The sequence below is a fragment of the Methanobrevibacter sp. genome (assembly GCF_045646045.1).
Taxonomy (GTDB): Archaea; Methanobacteriota; Methanobacteria; order Methanobacteriales; family Methanobacteriaceae; genus Methanocatella.
This window is the reverse complement of the sequence record NZ_JAZRJY010000151.1, coordinates 17,719-35,429: the sequence shown is the minus strand read 5'-3', so window position 1 is coordinate 35,429 and position 17,711 is coordinate 17,719. Positions and strand designations below refer to the sequence as shown.

14 protein-coding genes are annotated in these 17,711 nt (G+C 29.7%); 8 read left to right on the top strand and 6 right to left on the bottom strand.

What is annotated here, in order from left to right; translation table 11 throughout:
* The first annotated feature begins 159 nt into the window (after nucleotides 1-159).
* The 5 genes from ACKI5C_RS10205 (at nucleotide 160) to fwdF (ending at nucleotide 8,449) form a co-directional block, all read left to right on the top strand.
* Nucleotides 160-3,513 carry a transglutaminase domain-containing protein gene (locus ACKI5C_RS10205; RefSeq protein WP_407433012.1) on the top strand — a complete coding sequence of 1,118 codons (3,354 nt, stop codon included), beginning with the start codon at nucleotides 160-162 and terminating at the stop codon, nucleotides 3,511-3,513.
* A 268-nt stretch (nucleotides 3,514-3,781) separates the two neighbouring features.
* Nucleotides 3,782-6,580 (top strand): transglutaminase domain-containing protein, encoded by a 2,799-nt coding sequence (locus ACKI5C_RS10200; RefSeq protein ID WP_407433011.1) that lies wholly within the window; start codon nucleotides 3,782-3,784, stop codon nucleotides 6,578-6,580.
* A 91-nt stretch (nucleotides 6,581-6,671) separates the two neighbouring features.
* Nucleotides 6,672-7,142 carry a phosphopantetheine adenylyltransferase gene (locus tag ACKI5C_RS10195; RefSeq protein WP_407433010.1) on the top strand — a complete coding sequence of 157 codons (471 nt, stop codon included), beginning with the start codon at nucleotides 6,672-6,674 and terminating at the stop codon, nucleotides 7,140-7,142.
* A 95-nt stretch (nucleotides 7,143-7,237) separates the two neighbouring features.
* Entirely contained in the window at nucleotides 7,238-7,429 is a 192-nt protein-coding gene (locus ACKI5C_RS10190) for a 4Fe-4S binding protein (protein ID WP_058739703.1), read from the top strand.
* A gap of 12 nt (nucleotides 7,430-7,441) precedes the next feature.
* Nucleotides 7,442-8,449, top strand: a complete 1,008-nt coding sequence (fwdF, locus tag ACKI5C_RS10185; protein ID WP_407433009.1) for a tungsten-dependent formylmethanofuran dehydrogenase subunit FwdF — start codon at nucleotides 7,442-7,444, stop codon at nucleotides 8,447-8,449.
* A gap of 192 nt (nucleotides 8,450-8,641) precedes the next feature.
* On the opposite strand, the gene ACKI5C_RS10180 is transcribed toward fwdF, so the two are convergent.
* Nucleotides 8,642-8,848: a Flp family type IVb pilin gene (locus ACKI5C_RS10180; protein ID WP_295594454.1), complete on the bottom strand. Its 207-nt coding sequence runs from the start codon at nucleotides 8,846-8,848 to the stop codon at nucleotides 8,642-8,644.
* Between the two features lie 198 nt (nucleotides 8,849-9,046).
* Between ACKI5C_RS10180 and ACKI5C_RS10175 the strand changes: the two genes are divergently transcribed.
* Nucleotides 9,047-10,219, top strand: a complete 1,173-nt coding sequence (locus ACKI5C_RS10175; protein WP_407433008.1) for a hypothetical protein — start codon at nucleotides 9,047-9,049, stop codon at nucleotides 10,217-10,219.
* Entirely contained in the window at nucleotides 10,219-10,938 is a 720-nt protein-coding gene (locus ACKI5C_RS10170) for a metal-dependent hydrolase (RefSeq protein WP_407433007.1), read from the top strand. Before ACKI5C_RS10175 ends, ACKI5C_RS10170 begins: the two co-directional genes overlap by 1 nt.
* Here the strand turns inward: ACKI5C_RS10170 and rqcH are convergent.
* Entirely contained in the window at nucleotides 10,935-12,941 is a 2,007-nt protein-coding gene (gene rqcH / locus ACKI5C_RS10165) for a ribosome rescue protein RqcH (protein ID WP_407433006.1), read from the bottom strand. The genes ACKI5C_RS10170 and rqcH overlap by 4 nt on opposite strands.
* 91 nt (nucleotides 12,942-13,032) lie before the next feature.
* Here rqcH and ACKI5C_RS10160 point away from each other — a divergent pair, with 91 nt between their 5' ends.
* Nucleotides 13,033-13,302 (top strand): hypothetical protein, encoded by a 270-nt coding sequence (locus ACKI5C_RS10160; protein WP_407433005.1) that lies wholly within the window; start codon nucleotides 13,033-13,035, stop codon nucleotides 13,300-13,302.
* Here ACKI5C_RS10160 and ACKI5C_RS10155 read toward each other — a convergent pair.
* The 4 genes from ACKI5C_RS10155 to ACKI5C_RS10140 all read right to left on the bottom strand — a co-directional run bounded on the left by ACKI5C_RS10155 (nucleotide 13,285) and on the right by ACKI5C_RS10140 (nucleotide 17,458).
* Nucleotides 13,285-15,117: a DUF2070 family protein gene (locus tag ACKI5C_RS10155; protein ID WP_407433004.1), complete on the bottom strand. Its 1,833-nt coding sequence runs from the start codon at nucleotides 15,115-15,117 to the stop codon at nucleotides 13,285-13,287. The two genes, ACKI5C_RS10160 and ACKI5C_RS10155, sit on opposite strands and share 18 nt — an antisense overlap.
* Before the next feature lie 129 nt (nucleotides 15,118-15,246).
* Nucleotides 15,247-16,044, bottom strand: coding sequence for a hypothetical protein (locus ACKI5C_RS10150; RefSeq protein WP_407433003.1), 798 nt, complete (start codon nucleotides 16,042-16,044; stop codon nucleotides 15,247-15,249).
* On the bottom strand, nucleotides 16,034-16,822 hold the full coding sequence (locus ACKI5C_RS10145; protein WP_407433002.1) for a hypothetical protein: 789 nt from the start codon (nucleotides 16,820-16,822) through the stop codon (nucleotides 16,034-16,036). Before ACKI5C_RS10145 ends, ACKI5C_RS10150 begins: the two co-directional genes overlap by 11 nt.
* A gap of 57 nt (nucleotides 16,823-16,879) precedes the next feature.
* Nucleotides 16,880-17,458, bottom strand: a complete 579-nt coding sequence (locus tag ACKI5C_RS10140; RefSeq protein WP_407433001.1) for a hypothetical protein — start codon at nucleotides 17,456-17,458, stop codon at nucleotides 16,880-16,882.
* Between the last annotated feature and the right edge of the window lie 253 nt (nucleotides 17,459-17,711).

Below are 17,711 nucleotides of genomic sequence, written 5' to 3'. Positions count from 1 at the left end.
GTATATTTTAAAGCTATTTTTGTTAATATAATTAATTTTAAGTCCTTTTTTCAATATTGTGGTTTTAATAACATTTATATATTATTAAATTATAATGTTTATTTACTCATTATGAATACTAATCTTAGTATATATCATATTTTTATTAAAATTTTCGTAATGAGAATAAGAGGTGGAAAAATTTCTAATATAAGAAAAGTAATGTTTTTTTCTGTTGTTTTCATGATCTTTTTATTGATAGGGTCAGTATCAGCAATGGATTCTAATATTACTGCAGATGATACAAGTTTATTAAATGAAAATAATAAAATTGTTTTTTCTTCACAAAGTTTAGAAGTTTCTAGTTATGATTCTATCTCAGAGACTGGTTCTCATGATGATAATATTACAATTACTTCTTCTGAAGAAGGTGAATTATTAACATCTCAATATATCTCTGATGATAATGCTGTCGTTGCTTCCAAGATGGCGACTTCATTAATTGGAAATGATACAGAATTATACTTTAAGAATGGAACTGCATTTAAAGTTGCATTATCCGATAGCGATGGCTCTTTATTAGCTAATCAAAGTGTAATTTTCAATATTAATAATGTAAATTATACTAGGACAACTAATAATGAAGGTATTGCTTCTATAGGGATAAATTTAATCCCTGGGGAATATAAAATTTCATCTTTCTATGCAGGCACAAGTGATTATGTATCTTCTTCTACTACAAATATTGTTAAAGTATTATCCACGATTTCTGGAGAAGATATTGAGAAATACTATAGAAATGACACTCAGTTTTATGTTACATTGATTAACGGTAAAGGTAATTTATTAAATAATACAACCGTTATTTTTAATATTAATGGTGTATTTTATGAAAGAAAAACTAATGAAAATGGAACTGCAAGGTTAAATATTAATCTTGATGCCGGTGAATATTTGATAACTACAACCAACACGGTCAATGGTGAAACTAAAGGTAACAATATCACTGTTTTATCTACTGTTGATGGTAATGATGTAGTTAAATATTATAAAAACGACACTCAGTATTATGCTACATTTTTAGATAATGTAGGTAAACCATTAGCTAATACTAATGTATCATTTAATATAAATGGTGTTTTATATAATCGTGCAACCAATGATAAAGGTATTGCAAAGATGAATATTAATCTTGATCCAAATAATTATACTATTACTGCTATTAATCCTATTAATAATGAGGCACATGGTAATTCTATTGAGGTTTTACCTACAATGTCTGCTGATGACTTAACCATGAACTATAGGAATGGCAGGTTTGCAGTTAATGTTGTTGATGATGTTGGAAATCCATTGGCTAATACTAATGTAACATTCAATATTAATGGTGTATTCTATAATCGTACCTCTGATGATGATGGTAATGCTTATTTAAATATCAATCTTAATGTAGGTCAATATATTATAACATCTATGGACTATAGGGGTTTATCCATATCCAATAATATTATAGTTAATAAAGCAAATACTACAATAACTGGTAAAGATGCCCATGTTATTATTAGTATCCCTAGAAATTATACTGTTCATTTAATGGGAGAGAATAATCGTACTGTTGAGGGCGAAATAGTGCACTTTAAATATGCCAATTATACCGTTGATGCAGTTACTGATAAAAATGGTAAGGCAAGCATTGCATTAAATAATCTTTCAATAGGATCTTATTCCATTGAATATTGGTTTGATGGAAGTATGAATTATTATCCATCAGCTTCAAGCAGTAAGTTAATAGTAGCTAATTCAACTGTAATCGTATATGGTGAAGATTTGGATATGGTTTATCATGACGGTTCTAGATTTGATGTTAAATTGACTGATTTATCAGGCAAACCATTATCTAATAGAACTATTACATTTAATATAAACAGCGTTGATTATAACCGTACTACTAATGATGAAGGTATTGCAAGTATTGCTATTAATTTAGTTCCGGGTACATATACAATTACATATACTCATTCTAAAATTGATGAAATGGATTATTATCAAGGATCAAATACTGTTGTTGTTAATAAATTGTATGCTAAACTCCTTGCAGAGGATGTTTTCATGGAATTTGGAGACGACGGTAATTTTATTGCAAAATTAGTTGATATTAATAACACTCCTGTTAGTGACGTTATTATTAATATGTCTATTAATGGTGTTAACTATTCTAGAGTTACAAATAAGTCTGGTGAAGCCAAATTACATATAGGTCTTATAACAGGATATTATCCAATTGTCACTTCAATTGATAACGGATTTTATTCAGCAAAATCTATAACCAATCACGTTTTAGTTAACGGTACTATATTTGAAGCAGAAGATATTGACCTAATTATAGGAACTGCTGGTGAGTTCCATGCTGCATTATTTAATGCTTATCATAAACCTATTGTAGGGGCTAATATTACATTTTATTATAATGATATCACTACATGGGCTTTGACCAATTCTAATGGTGTAGCAAGTATTAAAATAGACAATTTAACTAGTAAAGGTACATATCCTGTTGTTTTCAGTTATGAAAATAATTCCGGTATGGCATATATTCATGTTAAAGGAACTATCAGTATTAATGAGTTAATTTCAGCTGCTAATTATGTGAATGGTTATATTGAAGAAAATGCTGCATTACCTGAAGTAGTTAAAGTTGGCGGAGATATTTTCACTAATGCCGAATATTTATATTTATTATCTGAAGCTATTGTCAGTATAAATATGGGTGATTTATCTGATTTGTATATTATGGGTACAATAAATAGTCCTTCTAACCCTGGCGCTGCAGCAGATATGGGCAGTTTCAATGATTTCGTTAATCTTGCAAATAATCTGTTGCTTGTTATGGGTTCAGGTAATACACCTAATTCTGTTGATACTAACATTGGTACAATAGGTTATGATGGTGTTGTTTATGCATTTACTCGTGTCATAGTGTATTATGGTTTAACTAATCAGTTACCTGGTACAGTATCTATTAAATCCCTTAAATTGTATGAACCACAAAGTGTTTTAGATAGTAAGAATACAATTACTGATTTAAGTCCATACTTATCCAGTTCTACTAACTGTCAGGTTACAAATGAAGCTATTGTTAATCTTGCTAGGAGTTTGACTGCTTCATGTACAAATTCCTATGATAAAGCAGTAGCAATTTATAACTATGTTAGAGATGAAATTTCTTATAGTTTCTATTATGATACTCATTATGGTGCTGTAGGTACTTTGAATGCAGGAACCGGTAATTGTGTTGACCAATCTCATTTATCCATTGCTTTATACAGGGCAGCAGGACTTCCAGCTAGATATGTGCATGGAACATGTTCATTTAGTAGCGGCGGTGTTTATGGTCATGTATGGGTTCAGGTTTTAATTGGAGATACATGGGTTGTTAGTGATTCAACTAGTAACAGAAACTCATTTGATAATGTAGTTAATTGGAATAATTATAATTATGATCTTCATGGTTATTATTCAAGTATTTCATTCTAATTAACTTCTTTTTTTCTTTTTTTTTTAAAAGAATCGATTATAGTATTTTTTTGGAATTTTTTTTTACTTTTTTTCTATAAACATTTCATAATCTTAATGTGTTTGAAATTATTCTAACCTACAAAATCACCAAATTTAAATATAATTTTTCACAAAATTTTATTATGTATTATAAATGAATATTCATTTTTTTTATTAGAATATTTGTTATTTGGTAGGTGGTGAAAAAATTTTTAATAAACGTTGTCTAATAAATCTTTCTATTGTTTTGCTACTGTTCATTATTGTCGGTTCTGTTTCAGCAATTGATTTAAACAATGCAAATAATGATATTAATTTATTAAATAATAATGCCACTATTTTTTCAGAGAATTTGGATGTTTCTGGTCCTGATTCTATCGGAGAAGTAAATTCTAATAATGGTGGAGAAAATTATTCTTCTAATGATGGGGACATAAAACAAAGTGTTTTATCCGGAAATGATACTCAATCATATTATAATGATGGAACCGCATTTAAAGTTGTATTATCTGACAAAGATGGAAATTTATTGTCTAATAAAAGTGTAATATTTAATGTTAATGGAAATAATTATGTTAGAATAACTGATAATGAAGGTATCGCCTCAATAGCAATAAATTTAAATCCTGGAAGTTATAATATTGCTTCTTTTTTTAATGGTACAGATGACTATCAATCATCTTCTGCTAACAATACTATAAATGTATTATCTACAATTAGTGGATATGACATTGAAAAATATTATAAAAACGATACACAGTATTATGCTACATTTATTGATGCTGATGGTAATTTTTTAAATGATGTTGGGGTTACTTTTAATATTAATGGGATTTTTTATGAAAGAAAAACCAATGCACAGGGTACTGCAAGGTTGAATATCAATCTTCTTCCGGGAGATTATATATTGACTGCAATCAATCCTATTAATGGTGAAATGTCTTCTAATAAAATTATTGTACTTAATACTATGTATGCTTCAGATGTTGTAAAATTTTATAAAAATGATACTCAATTTTATGTTCATCTGGTAAATGGTGAAGGCAATCCATTAGCCAATCAAAATGTCGATTTTAATATAAATGGTGTATTCTATACTCGTACCACTAATGAAGAGGGTACTGCAAGATTGAATATTAATCTTAATCCTGGAAAATATATCATTTCCACTATCAACACAATTAATGGCGAAATATATTCTAATAATATTGTGGTATTGCCTACAATAACTGCCACTGATTTAAACATGCGTTATAAGGACGGCAATAAATTTACTGCACATCTTCTTGATGATATGGGCAATCCATTAGCTTATAGTGATGTCACATTTAATATTAATGGAGTATTATATACTAGAGTATCTGATAATGATGGAAATGCATCTTTAAATATTAACCTTGACACGGGTGAATATATTATCACTGCTACTAATTATAATGGTTTATCAGTTTCCAATAAGATTAAAATTGATAAATCTCCTGCTATTATTGAAGCTTCTGATGCTCATGTGGTTGCGGGTATTGATAGAGAATATGCTGTTACATTGTTTGGTTTAAATAATAAGACAATTCCTATGGCCGATATTAATTTCAGGTATAATGGTGTTGATATAAATGGGGTTACTGATGAAAATGGTGAGGCTAAAGTTATTATTTCAAATCTTTATGAGGGCAGATACTCTTTAGAATATGAATTTAAAGGAAATTCTAATTATTATCCATTTAAATCATCCACTACATTAGTAGTATCTAATCCGACTAATATTTTAGCTGGAAATGATTTAGAAATGATTTATCAGGATGGATCTAAATTTTATGTTGCTTTAACTGATTTAAAATCAGTTCCTATGGTTAATGAAACTATTACATTTAATTTAATGGATCAGTCATATGACAGTATTACTGATGCCAATGGTGTTGCTAGTTTGGATATTGGTCTATTTCCGGGCACTTATGAAATTTCATATAGCTATTCCGATGTTGATGATATAGATTATAATGAAAAATCAAGTACTGTTTTTGTTTCAAAAATTCCGGTTTATTTATCTAGTGATGATTTGATTTTTAGTTTTGGTGAGAGCAAAGCATTTACTGCAGTTTTAACTGATATCAATAACAATCCATTGGAGGGTATGGATGTTACATTTAATATTCGGGGCAAATCCTATACCAGAACTACTAATGCTTCAGGTGTTGCTAGTTTAAATATTAATCTGCCTGTGGGATATTATGATATTAAAACGTCACTCGATAATCCATTATATGCTGCAAACAGTATATCCAATCATATTCTGGTTGATGGGGCTATTTTCATTGCTTATGATGTAACTGTGTATTTGGATTTATATAGGGATTATTCAGTAACCGTATTGGATGCCTATGAAAATCCAATCTCAAATGCAGACATTGAATTCATATATAATGGCATATCTCAACATGCAAGGACAGATGATGAAGGTATTGCTACTATTTCTATTGGTGGTTTGCCTAAAGGGGAGTATCCAATTGTTTATAAGTATGCTGAAAGAAATACTGCTGGCAGTTCATATATATTTGTATCAGAAAATGTATTGTATACTAAAAATAAGATTTCAAATTTAGCACCATATTTATCAGATTCTATTAATTGTCCGGTTTCAAATGCCGAGATTGTTGCACTTGCAGAAAAATTGACCAAAGGTTTAACAAATCCTACAGATAAGGCAAGGGCAATATTTAATTATGTGCGGGATAAAATTTCTTATGATTACTATTATGATACGTATTATGGTGGTTTAGGAACATTGCATGCGGGTCATGGAAATTGTGTTGACCAGGCTCATTTGGTCGTTGCTTTATATAGGGCTTCAGGCCTTCCTGCTAGATATGTCCATGGTAAATGTGATTTTGGTGATGAGGTTTCTGGTCATGTGTGGTCTCAAGTCTTGATTGGTGATACATGGATTGTTGGTGATACAATAAATCGTAGAAACTCATTGGGTGAAGTTGTTAATTGGAATAATTATAATTATAAACTTATTGCATATTATCAAAGTCTTCCATTCTAATTAACTTCTTTTTTTCTTTTTTTTCAAATAGCTAATAATTTATAATAGTTTTAATATAATATTAATCACTTAACTAATGTGGAACAATATTATGGGAACTAAAAAATATGCTAAGGTGGCTGTTGGAGGTACTTTTGATAAGTTTCATGACGGTCATAAAAAGTTATTATCAACTGCTTTTGAATTAGGCGATCAGATAGAAATTGGAGTAACTTCTGATGCTTTTGGTGGTTTAAAAGGAGATATTGATTCATGTAAAGAGAGAATGAACAATTTAAAGTTGTTTTTTAGTGATAAATCTAATTTTAATGTTGTACCATTAGAAGATCCTTTTGGAACAACTATTTATGAGGAAGATTTTGATGCGATTGTTGTCAGTGAAGAAACTGAACCTACTGCTTTAAAAATCAATGAAATTAGATTATCTAAAGGTATGGAACCTCTTGATATTGTTATTGTTAGTTTTGTATTGGCTGAAGATGGAAATCCAATTTCTTCCACTAGAATCCGGTCTGGTGAGATTAACAGAAATGGGATAATCATCATTAATCGCGAAATTTAATCGATATGTTTATTAATGCATTTCGATAAATAATAAAATATCATACCATAATTAATTTTTTTAATTAATTTTAGGTATGTAATTGAGGTGGTTATATGGCAGTTAAAATTGATTCTGATGTTTGTGGACATATTGAAAATTGTCCAGTTCAAGGTTTATGCATTAAACTTTGTGAACAGGGAGCAATCATAGAGGAAGATGGTGATGTGAAAATCGTTCCTGAAAACTGTGATGATTGTGACTTATGTATTCAGAATTGTCCTAACCAAGCTATATCCAAAGCATGAGAGGGATAATACATGTTTGATGTAGAAAGAACCGGTTCTGAAGTTCGTAAATTAAAATATAATGACAGTAAATGTTTGGGCTGTGGAATCTGTACTGAAGTTTGTCCAACAACTTCTTTAAGATTAGGTCCTGTAGTACCAATAGCACGCGGATTAATAGAAATGGATTTGCTTTCCGTAAATGCAGATTCCTGTGTATTGTGCGGGTTATGTTCTTCAGCCTGTCCGTTTGATGCATTGTCATTAACTATAGATGGCACTTCCGTTAAAGAAATGGATAATTATCCGATATGGGAAGTGGAGTCTGAAATATGTGATGATGACTGTGTTTACTGTGGAAGATGTTCTATTGCCTGTCCAAGAGATGCAATATTGTTTGAAAGAAAACTCCCTGATAGAGAATCATTACTTAGGGGAGAAATTAATATTGATGATGAAAAATGTATTTATTGTGGTTTCTGTGAGGAATTATGTCCTCCTGGAGCTATTACAATAAGTAATGTCCCAACTTCAAGCGTAGACTTAATGAATAACAGTATTGAAGTTGATACATCTAAATGCGTCTATTGTGGAATATGTAAAAGAGTATGTCCTCAAGATGCAATCATTGAAATTTGTTCAACATGTATGTTGCAAGATCAAATTGAAGTGCCGGAAATTACTGGAACTGCTTATATTGTTAAAGATTCATGTGTAAATTGTTCTTGGTGTGCTGAAATTTGTCCTGTAGATGCAGTTAATGTTACCAAACCGTTTGCAGGAAAATTAGAAGTTGTTGAAACAGAAGAATCTATCTGTAAAGGCGACTCATGCCATGCATGTCAGGACGTTTGTTCATGTAATGCAGTTGAAATTGTTGACGGTAAAGCTGAAACCAATTTAACATTCTGTAATTTGTGCGGTGCATGTATAGGTGCATGTCCTCAGCATATTAGAAAATTAACAAGAACTTCAATGAAATTAACAAATATTAATTCTGAATCTTGGAATGAATGTTTAAACAAAATTTTAGATGAATAAGGAGAGAATATCTCCCCTTATCATATTTTATTTATTAAAAAATCTCTTTCTTGTGTAATTAATGTTTTAAAAGAATTTTGTGTAGTGTTTATTATATTTGTAATGTAAGATGCTACAAATAATATTATAACTAGCAATCCTCCAATCAGAAGAATTACCTCTGCACTACTTTGTCCTTTATTGTCTATTTTTTTAAACATGGGTTCTATTATCCAGAATTGTGTTTCTTACATCAATTATGTCGTCTTTTGCTTTTAAACTTCTATCACTGGTTTCCATATATGATCTATATATGGTTAATGCTAAAAGAGCAATTACTATTACTCCTCCAAATAATAATATATATTCGGCGGCACCTTGTCCTGATTCTTCGTTGATAAATTTTTTTATGGAGTTCATTTCTTTCACCATATAATTGTAGATTTTTGACAAATATTAATATTACTTAAAATTAAAAAAGTATTAACTTTATATATTTTGTTTTTTTTAAAGCAATTTTTTATTAGTATTTGATTTTTTCAACCATTAGGTTTATTAATAGTGTTACTAATAAATAATAGTATTAGAGTGAATATTAATTGATGAAGGGTGAACAAATTGGGAAATACATTAAAATTTGTATCAGGAATTATTTTATTTGTAATTGGTGTGGTTATATCATATGAAGTTATAGCATATAACCTTATAGATGTTTTATTAATGGTTGGTTTTTTAATAGCTATCGTTGGAATAATATTGATTATTAGCTATTTTGTTGATTCTAATGCTGAAAAAACAAGTGGGCTTATTAAAGACTTCTTAAATTCAGCAGACATAAACACACCATCGATTAATCTTCCAAAAAGAAAAGAAAAATCTAATCATGATAACAACAATGGTCCTTTAATAGTAAGACCTTCAAATGATGATTATGATTATGGTGAAGATATTGATGATAGTGGTTTATGGGAATATTATGAATCAGATAAAGATGACTCCATATCTCCAAGAGAGTTCTTTGAAGCTCCTGAAATTGATGAGTCTAAAGCAGTATTACATGTAGTAAATCAAGAAGAAAAAGAAATAGATTTAGATAATGAATTAGATTTCACTCCTGCATACGAAAAACCAATTAAAGTTACTAGAAAACCTAAAAAACGTTCAACTAACAATATTTATGATGATGTACCTGTCATCAATGAAACTGCTGATAAAACTGAAGAAATTAAAAGAGCATTATCTCAGCCTGAAGTTAACTTGGAATCCACTACACAACCAAGGGATATTGAGATTGACATTAATAATCCAGAAAGATTACCGGTACCTGAATCTCTAAAAGGTAATGTCTTGTTGGGTAATGAGTTAATTACTTCAAATGATGCATTTGAGCAATTGGCTGTAAGTGTAAATAAGGAAATCATGTTGGAAATTCCTTCTTTAAACAATTTGTCTGACAGATTCCTGTCACATGTTCCTACAATTTATTCCAGAGTAATCATTGATGAATTTGATTTATCAGACATTTCATATACTGTATTAATTGCATCACTTTTAAAACAAGGAGTTCATATTAAAACAGTACCTAAGGTACATGCTATTAATTTAATTACAGATGATTCTCATGCAATGATAATTTCTGATGGTTATACAGTTGAAAATTCAGAATATGGTGCAATCTATGATGATAGAAAATCCATTTCAAACATTAGGGCTGATTTCGAGAAAACTTGGGACATTGCTTCTAATTTGGATGAGACTGTAATTTTAAATAGTATTGGAGGAGTTGCTTAATGGAAATTAGGTGGTTAGGTCATTCTGCTTTTGAAATAATAAGTGATGATGACGTACATATTCTAATTGACCCATTCATAAGTAACAATCCTTCCTGTCCGGTTCCTGTTGAAGAGTTAAATCCTGATATTATTTTAGTTACTCATGGACATTCTGATCATTTAGGTGATACATTGGATATTTCCAATTCAACCAATGCACCTGTTGCAGCTATTCATGAAATATCTTTATTTTTATCTAAACAGGGTATCGAAACTATTGGTGTAAACATTGGCGGTTCCTTTGTATTCAGAGACATAAAATTTACCATGCTTGATGCAAGACATTCATCTGATATCGACATGGTTGAAGAGACTGTTCCTGGTGGTGTTGCAGCTAGTTTTTTAGTTACTTTTGAAGACGGTACTTCAATATTCCATTGTGGTGATACTGGTTTATTTAGTGATATGAAAACAATTATTGGTGATATTTATAAACCGGATATAGTAATGGTGCCTATTGGTGATAAATTTACTATGGGTCCTTTTGAAGCTGCTCTTGCTTCAATGTGGTTAAATCCTAAAGTTACTATTCCTATGCATTACAATACATTCCCTCCTATAGAACAGGATCCAACTATTTTTGCGAATTTTGTAATGCAGTTCAATCCAAAAATCAGTACTGTTATTTTAAATCCAAATGAATATTTTGAATATAATCCTGAAAATTATCAGGATTAATTCTTTTCATATTTTTTTCTTTGATGATATTCTTCATCTATATCGCATTTTCCTGACGGTAATACTCGTATAATATCATCTATTGTTATTAATTCATCTTCATCTATTTTATGTAGAATCTTTTTAGCAATTGCTTCTTTTTTAGTGTAACCCGGTTTTAATACTACATAATTTTCACAGTGTGCTTCAAGTGCCTCTACAGGTCCGGCCATTATTCTTTTTCCTTCATAGTCAACTATTCCGATTGCTAGTTTTACCCTTGCACTTCTTATGAAATTACGGTTTCCTCTTATTACAAAAGACCCTTTCTTTAAAAATTCTCCCGGCTCTGGTGTTTTTGATACCTGGTCCGGATGAACCCAAAATACATCCTGTGTTGTGAAACCTTTTGACCAGGCAGATGAAAATGAAGCAGCAAACTCTCCAGATTCTTTAAGTATTGTGTCATTTAATGACTTTCCTTCTAATTTCACCACAACTGATGATGCACCATGTATGTCTGCATGCAAATATATATCATTATTGTCTAAATATTTTTTAAAAATTGCTTCGTTGGATCCGGCATCACGTCCTGCAATTACTAATGTATTGTCTGATGTGATAAACCAGTGTAATTTCTCATACCATTTGAGATTTTTCTTTTCTCTCTTTTTAGGTATGGAAATATTTTCCATTGCAACTTCTTTTTTAGATTTAATCTCTTCAAGTTGTTTTTTAGTATTTTCAATAGCTATTATAGCACCTTTTGTTTTCTTTTTAGCTTTTTTAGCTTTTTCATAATAGCTTTCCGCATTTTCAGGTATTGACAATTTTGGATCGATAATTATGGATGTATCTTCAATTTTTAATGTTAGAATTCCCATTTTATCGATGGATTCGAATATTTGAGCTTCAGCCATTCCATCTTCTTTAGCTTTTTTGAGAATTTTACCAATTTCTTTAAAAGAATATTCTTTACTTATAGCTGAGTTAACAACATTTATTATATTTTCGATGGTGGTGTAATTAGAATAGATTAACTCTCCTTTATGTTGGCTTGTCTCAATTGTTTTATTAAAATTATCAAGTGTTTCTTCTTGTATACGTAATCTTTTTTCAAACTTGTTTACTTTTTTATTCCAGGCCTTTTCCTTGATATCTTTTATATCGGTATTGACTTTTTTGGAGTAAAATTCGTCACACGCTTCGTTGAAGTTATCGTAATACTCTTTTTCAAAGCCATCATACTTTATCAAATCAAGTGGAATAACATCTTCTTTTTTACCATCTTTTACAATTTGGGGCTTATATTCTTCATTTTTAAGGGCATTGAATAATTCTGTAAATCCTTTAAACAATGCAGAAATCTGTTCTTCTGTCAAATCACTATTTGGTGTATGTTTATCAATTTCTGTATAACTGTTTGCTCTTTCAATGATTTCTTCTGAATATAGACTTCCAAGACCATTAACCGCAAGAGTTCTTACAACATCATTATCATTCTGGATAAATGCTTCTTTAAATTTCTCTTCAGTTGTGCTGATTGGATTGATTCCTCTTTCTTTAGGGAAAATATATTCCTTTTTGGAACTAATATCTCTTGTAGACATTTGCTTTCTTTTAAGAGGTAAAATAATATTGTTGTCTTCATCCAATAATATGATATTTCCTTTATCAAATAATTCCACCACAATAGTATAATATTTGTCTTTTTTAACTTTAATCACAACAACCCTATCAAAATTATGCTGAGTAACACTTATAACATGAGCTCCTTTGACTCTTTTTCTTAAAAGCATTGGAAATGTTGGTGGATTGGTGGGATTTTCAAGAGGATATTTGCTTGTGTGTATTCTTGAACCACATTCCATCACCAAATCAACTCTTCCAGTACCAGCTACATGAAATCTCATTACAACAATGTCTTTGCTTGGTTGGAATGATTTGTCTACTCTAGCACCTGTCAATAAATTATTAAGTTCATCACTAATTGTAAAAATGTCAACATTTGACATAGGTTTCATTTTATACACCTTTTGATTATCAATACTTTAATATACTATTAATTATTAAATTATATTTATTCTATTTAATTTATTTTTTGGAGGAAATATTTTGGACGATACTATTAAACTTACATCAATTAATGTTGTATTTGGTATAATTGCTGGTGTGTTATCTGGTTTATTTTCAATCGGTATTTTAGGATTCAAAAACGATATGATTGGTTTATTGCTTGGTATTGCTTTTATTTATGCTTCAACTAAAATTGCAGATAATATCGCATCAGAAGAACTTGATAGATCTCAAAAAATATGGGATTGTATCTTGCCTTTCTTTTTCACATGGATTATTGTTTGGATTTTATTAACCAATTATATGTAAATTTCCATAAAATATCCATATAAATACAATAAATAATGCAGTAATTAATAAAACTGGAGCTATTATTTTACTTACTGCGACAACTGAGCTTATTGTTGAAATGAGTTCAGTTGAATTTTTTGGACCGAATGTATTGAGGTTTTTAATTTTTTTAGTTCCAGTACCAACCTCAACCTCTTCCAAATCATCAATAGCTATTTTTATACATTTTATTACATATTCAATAATTTCAGGCCTTTTTTCTATTCCAACAGGATTATACCCTCTTGATAATGTATTGACTGTGTGTGTATCAGTTGTCATGACTTCAATTTCATCAATATCCAGGTCTTTTGTAGCATCAATAATTTCCTGTCTGAATCCGATTTCCATATTGTTTGAATCAAATAAAACATATGCAGTTCTTTGACCGGATATATCAATTACCATAACTTTCAATCCACTTTCTCCAATACCTTCCTGTTTATCGAGGTCATCCATAGTATCTGCACAGCAGCCTACTTTTATATTATTGTATTCTTCATTATTTAATTCAACTTTATCAATAACGTCTATTAAATCAAATACTTCAGGATTTCCAGGCAATACTTCACCACTTTCTGGGGTGAATGAATTATGGCAGTCTACAATGACGGAATCTTTTACATTACATTTACTGATACTTTGAGTCATCATTGTAAGACCAACACCGAATTCAATATCATCACTGCCGTTAGGTGCAAAAGTTGATAATATTACCATTCCTTTGTTAAAGAATTGAACTCCAATATTTGCTGCATTATGGGAATATCTTTTGAATTTACTTGCATTTTTGCTGTATTCTATTTCATTCAACCCATCTTTGATACATTTTTCAATTTTATCTATTTCATTAACAGATATTGGGTTAAAATCGTGTGTGGATGGACCATGAGCTACCATAGTGAAATGGTCAAATTTGTTTGCAAGGATTGTTGGCATGTTAGATCCGCCAATATTGCCTAAAGGCCCAGGATGGACAGACGGTGATATGAATAATGATTTAATACCATTCTTTCCCTTGAAACTAATGAATGTAACTACAGTATCAATTGATTCACCCATTTCTTCAAAAGTGGATTCCAAAAGATTAGATCCTTCGTTCATATGCATAATAAATAAACTTAATAAATCCAGCATTCCGATATTCAGATTTTTCTTTAAAGGTGATGAGATTATTGAAATAAAAGAATATATTGCCAAAATAAATATGATACATGCAACTATTGTTTTTATCATTGTACTGATTATTATTGATGTTGATAATACGGATGAATCACTCCATAAGAATAATAATAAAACAAGCATTGATAAAATTAACACTGGCTGGATAAATCCTATGATGGCTGATTTTGAAAATCCAATCTGGGTTGTACTCCATAATACTAATGTATTGAATCCATAAACAACCACGCATCCAAACAGTAAAGAATTAACATATAGGTATTCATGATTTATTAGTGAGATAAATCCACCAATAACCAGAATAGAACAAATAAAGAACATGGAAACAAGAGATAGAAACATTGAATGTTTCATTTTCAGGTTAATTCCATGGAGTACCTTTACTCCATACTGGTTAAGGCTGCCGCTTAAAACAGAACTAATACCAAATATCATGAAAGTACACATTCCTTCAAGTAAAAAATTTTCTGTTAGGCTATCCTGAGGATTTATAAAGCAATATATTACTCCAGTTAAAAAACTTAAAATACAGATGCCCATTATGGAATATCTTGTTCTTGGAAGTGTTTGTATATATTTTGATAATCCTGCGACACTACTCATACTTGACATAATAAAATTATCCTACTATTTTTCTTTTATATTCATATAAAAATTTAGCATAACAAATATATTAATTTTATCAAATATATTGCACTAATTATTTAAACAATATTCTAATGGATTTCATAGTCATCAGGTTTAATTCTCTTCTTTTTTATTTCTGATATACTCTTTCATTTCAGCAAATTCACGGTCAACATATCTGTTTATTATTGAAGCAGCTAAAGTTGCTGTACCAACACCAGATAAGATAAAGCCTCCCCATGCTATGATTAATGAATTAAGTTTTCCAACCATGATTTTTCCACTGGCTTCATAACTGTTACTTGTAAATGCATTGGTAACCATAGTCATTGAATCCATTGGAGAAACATCTTCAACAATCATGGTAAATATAAAACTAAATGTTACTATTGTAAATAACAGCATTATTGTTATTCCCAATCCATTATTCTCAGTATATTTCATGAATTTGCGGAAGTAAATTTTGGTATAATAAAGATATCCGATAACGTGGAATATATCTAATAAAATAACCCAACTGTCTCCAAATACTAATCCGGATATGGAACCAAATGGAATTAATAAAAATAATATTAATTTTCCTTTAAATGGCTCTTTATCAAGTTTAAGAGCAAGGTATATTGAAACAATAATGTCTAAACAATATATGAAATACGAACCATCTGTCCAGTCAAATAGTAGATATAAACTGATTACAATAAAAATCAGCATCATTATCAAATAAGAAACTTGATTTAATGAGGATACTTCTTCGGAAGGAAAATATTCCAGAGGATTTGCAAACCTTGAATTTTTAAACCAGGATATTAATCTATCGTTATGGGTAAGATAATCGCCGACATATACTAAAACGGCAAAAATTCCAATTGAGGCCAATATGTGAAAAATAATAATTAATAGATTAGTTTCCATTATTTTCATCTCCTTCATCAATTAATGCTTTTAATTCTGCAAATTGCTTTTTGAAATGTCTTGTTAAAATTGCTGCAGTCAATGTCGCAGCACTTGCTCCGGAAATTACATATCCTCCCCAAACTAGCAATAAACTATTGAGTTTACCTGGGATTGTTTCACCAAAAACAGAATATCCATTACCTGTGAATTCATTGGAAACAATTACAAGTGAATCCAGAGCATTTGCACCTTCGGAATATTGGGCTACAAAAAATCCGCCGAAAATTATTATAAATAATATTATTATGGTTATTCCCAAACCATGTGAATTAGTATATTCCATAAATTTATCGAAATAAATTTTTCCATAGTATACAAAGATTAAAATATGAATTAATTCTATTAAAATCACTAAACTAAGACCGAATAAAGAATATGCTAATGATCCATATGGAATTAATAACAACCATATAAGATATTTTTTCCTGGAACTCATATCTAATGTGATTGCAAGATATAGTGAAAGTAGAATATCAAATATCATTAGATAATGTAGGTCAGTTTCAGCTACAGTAATGGAATAAAAAATATTTACAACACACAATGCCATCATAATTAAATAAAAAACCTGCTTTAAAGTATGAACTTCATCTTCAGGCAGTAATTCATTTACATTTACATGTTTATCTGTTATATTTTTTATTTTTCCGTATATGAACTTACCCACAATAGTTAAAACAAAAAAGATAAGTATTACAATAATTAATTGTACTAGTGTATTGTTTAATATTTCCACGAATGTTCACCACTTAAATTTATATAGTTAATCATTATTTAAGATTTAGTATTGTGGTTAACTGTTAGCAAGTAAATTTCCAGTAATGTTTTCTAGAGCACGAATTGTATAATTAGAATTGCTGGTTAGATTAACATTTTTGTATTGTACTGATTTGGCCATATGCAATGCAACATCCTTGTCTTTACAACAAATTATTATATTGTCATGAGTAGTTTCATTGGATAAGGGGATGCAGTAGAATTTGCCGTTATAATTTACTTTAACGGCATCAAATATGCTGATTTTTAACAAGTCATTGGCATTTATCACATAACATGTAACACCATCAAAATTTTTCTTATCTCCATTTTTTATTAAGTCATTCAGATTATTAAAACTTAGTTCAGTTAATTTGCTGAGGTTGCTGTTTCCCTGACTATTGGCTGTAACTAATATTCCGTCGTTCCAGTTCCAAACTTTTACAGTTCCAATATCTCCAATACATTTGGTTTGATTGGCCGGAACTTCTATACTTGTTCCATTTGGTGTTATTTCAATTCTTTCATAATTTGCTGAAGTCATCATTAGTAAAATGATTCCCACTACAATGATAAGCAGTATTATTCCGATTATAATTATTTTTTTATTATCCATAGATTAAGCCCTCATTAGTTTTTTCGAGCAATAAGTAATTTTTACATAATCCAATATTGCCATCATGAATGTTAATTTAAAATTGTATTTTATAATATAAATAAATTAAAAAGAAAATGTGGTGATGAAACAATTGGGCTCCAGATAAGTTTAAAAACATTGGAACATATTATGTCCTTTTTTGTCATGTTTAAATAATATTAATTCTAAATATTTTATATGATAATTTAATTTTGATTATTTTTTAAATTAT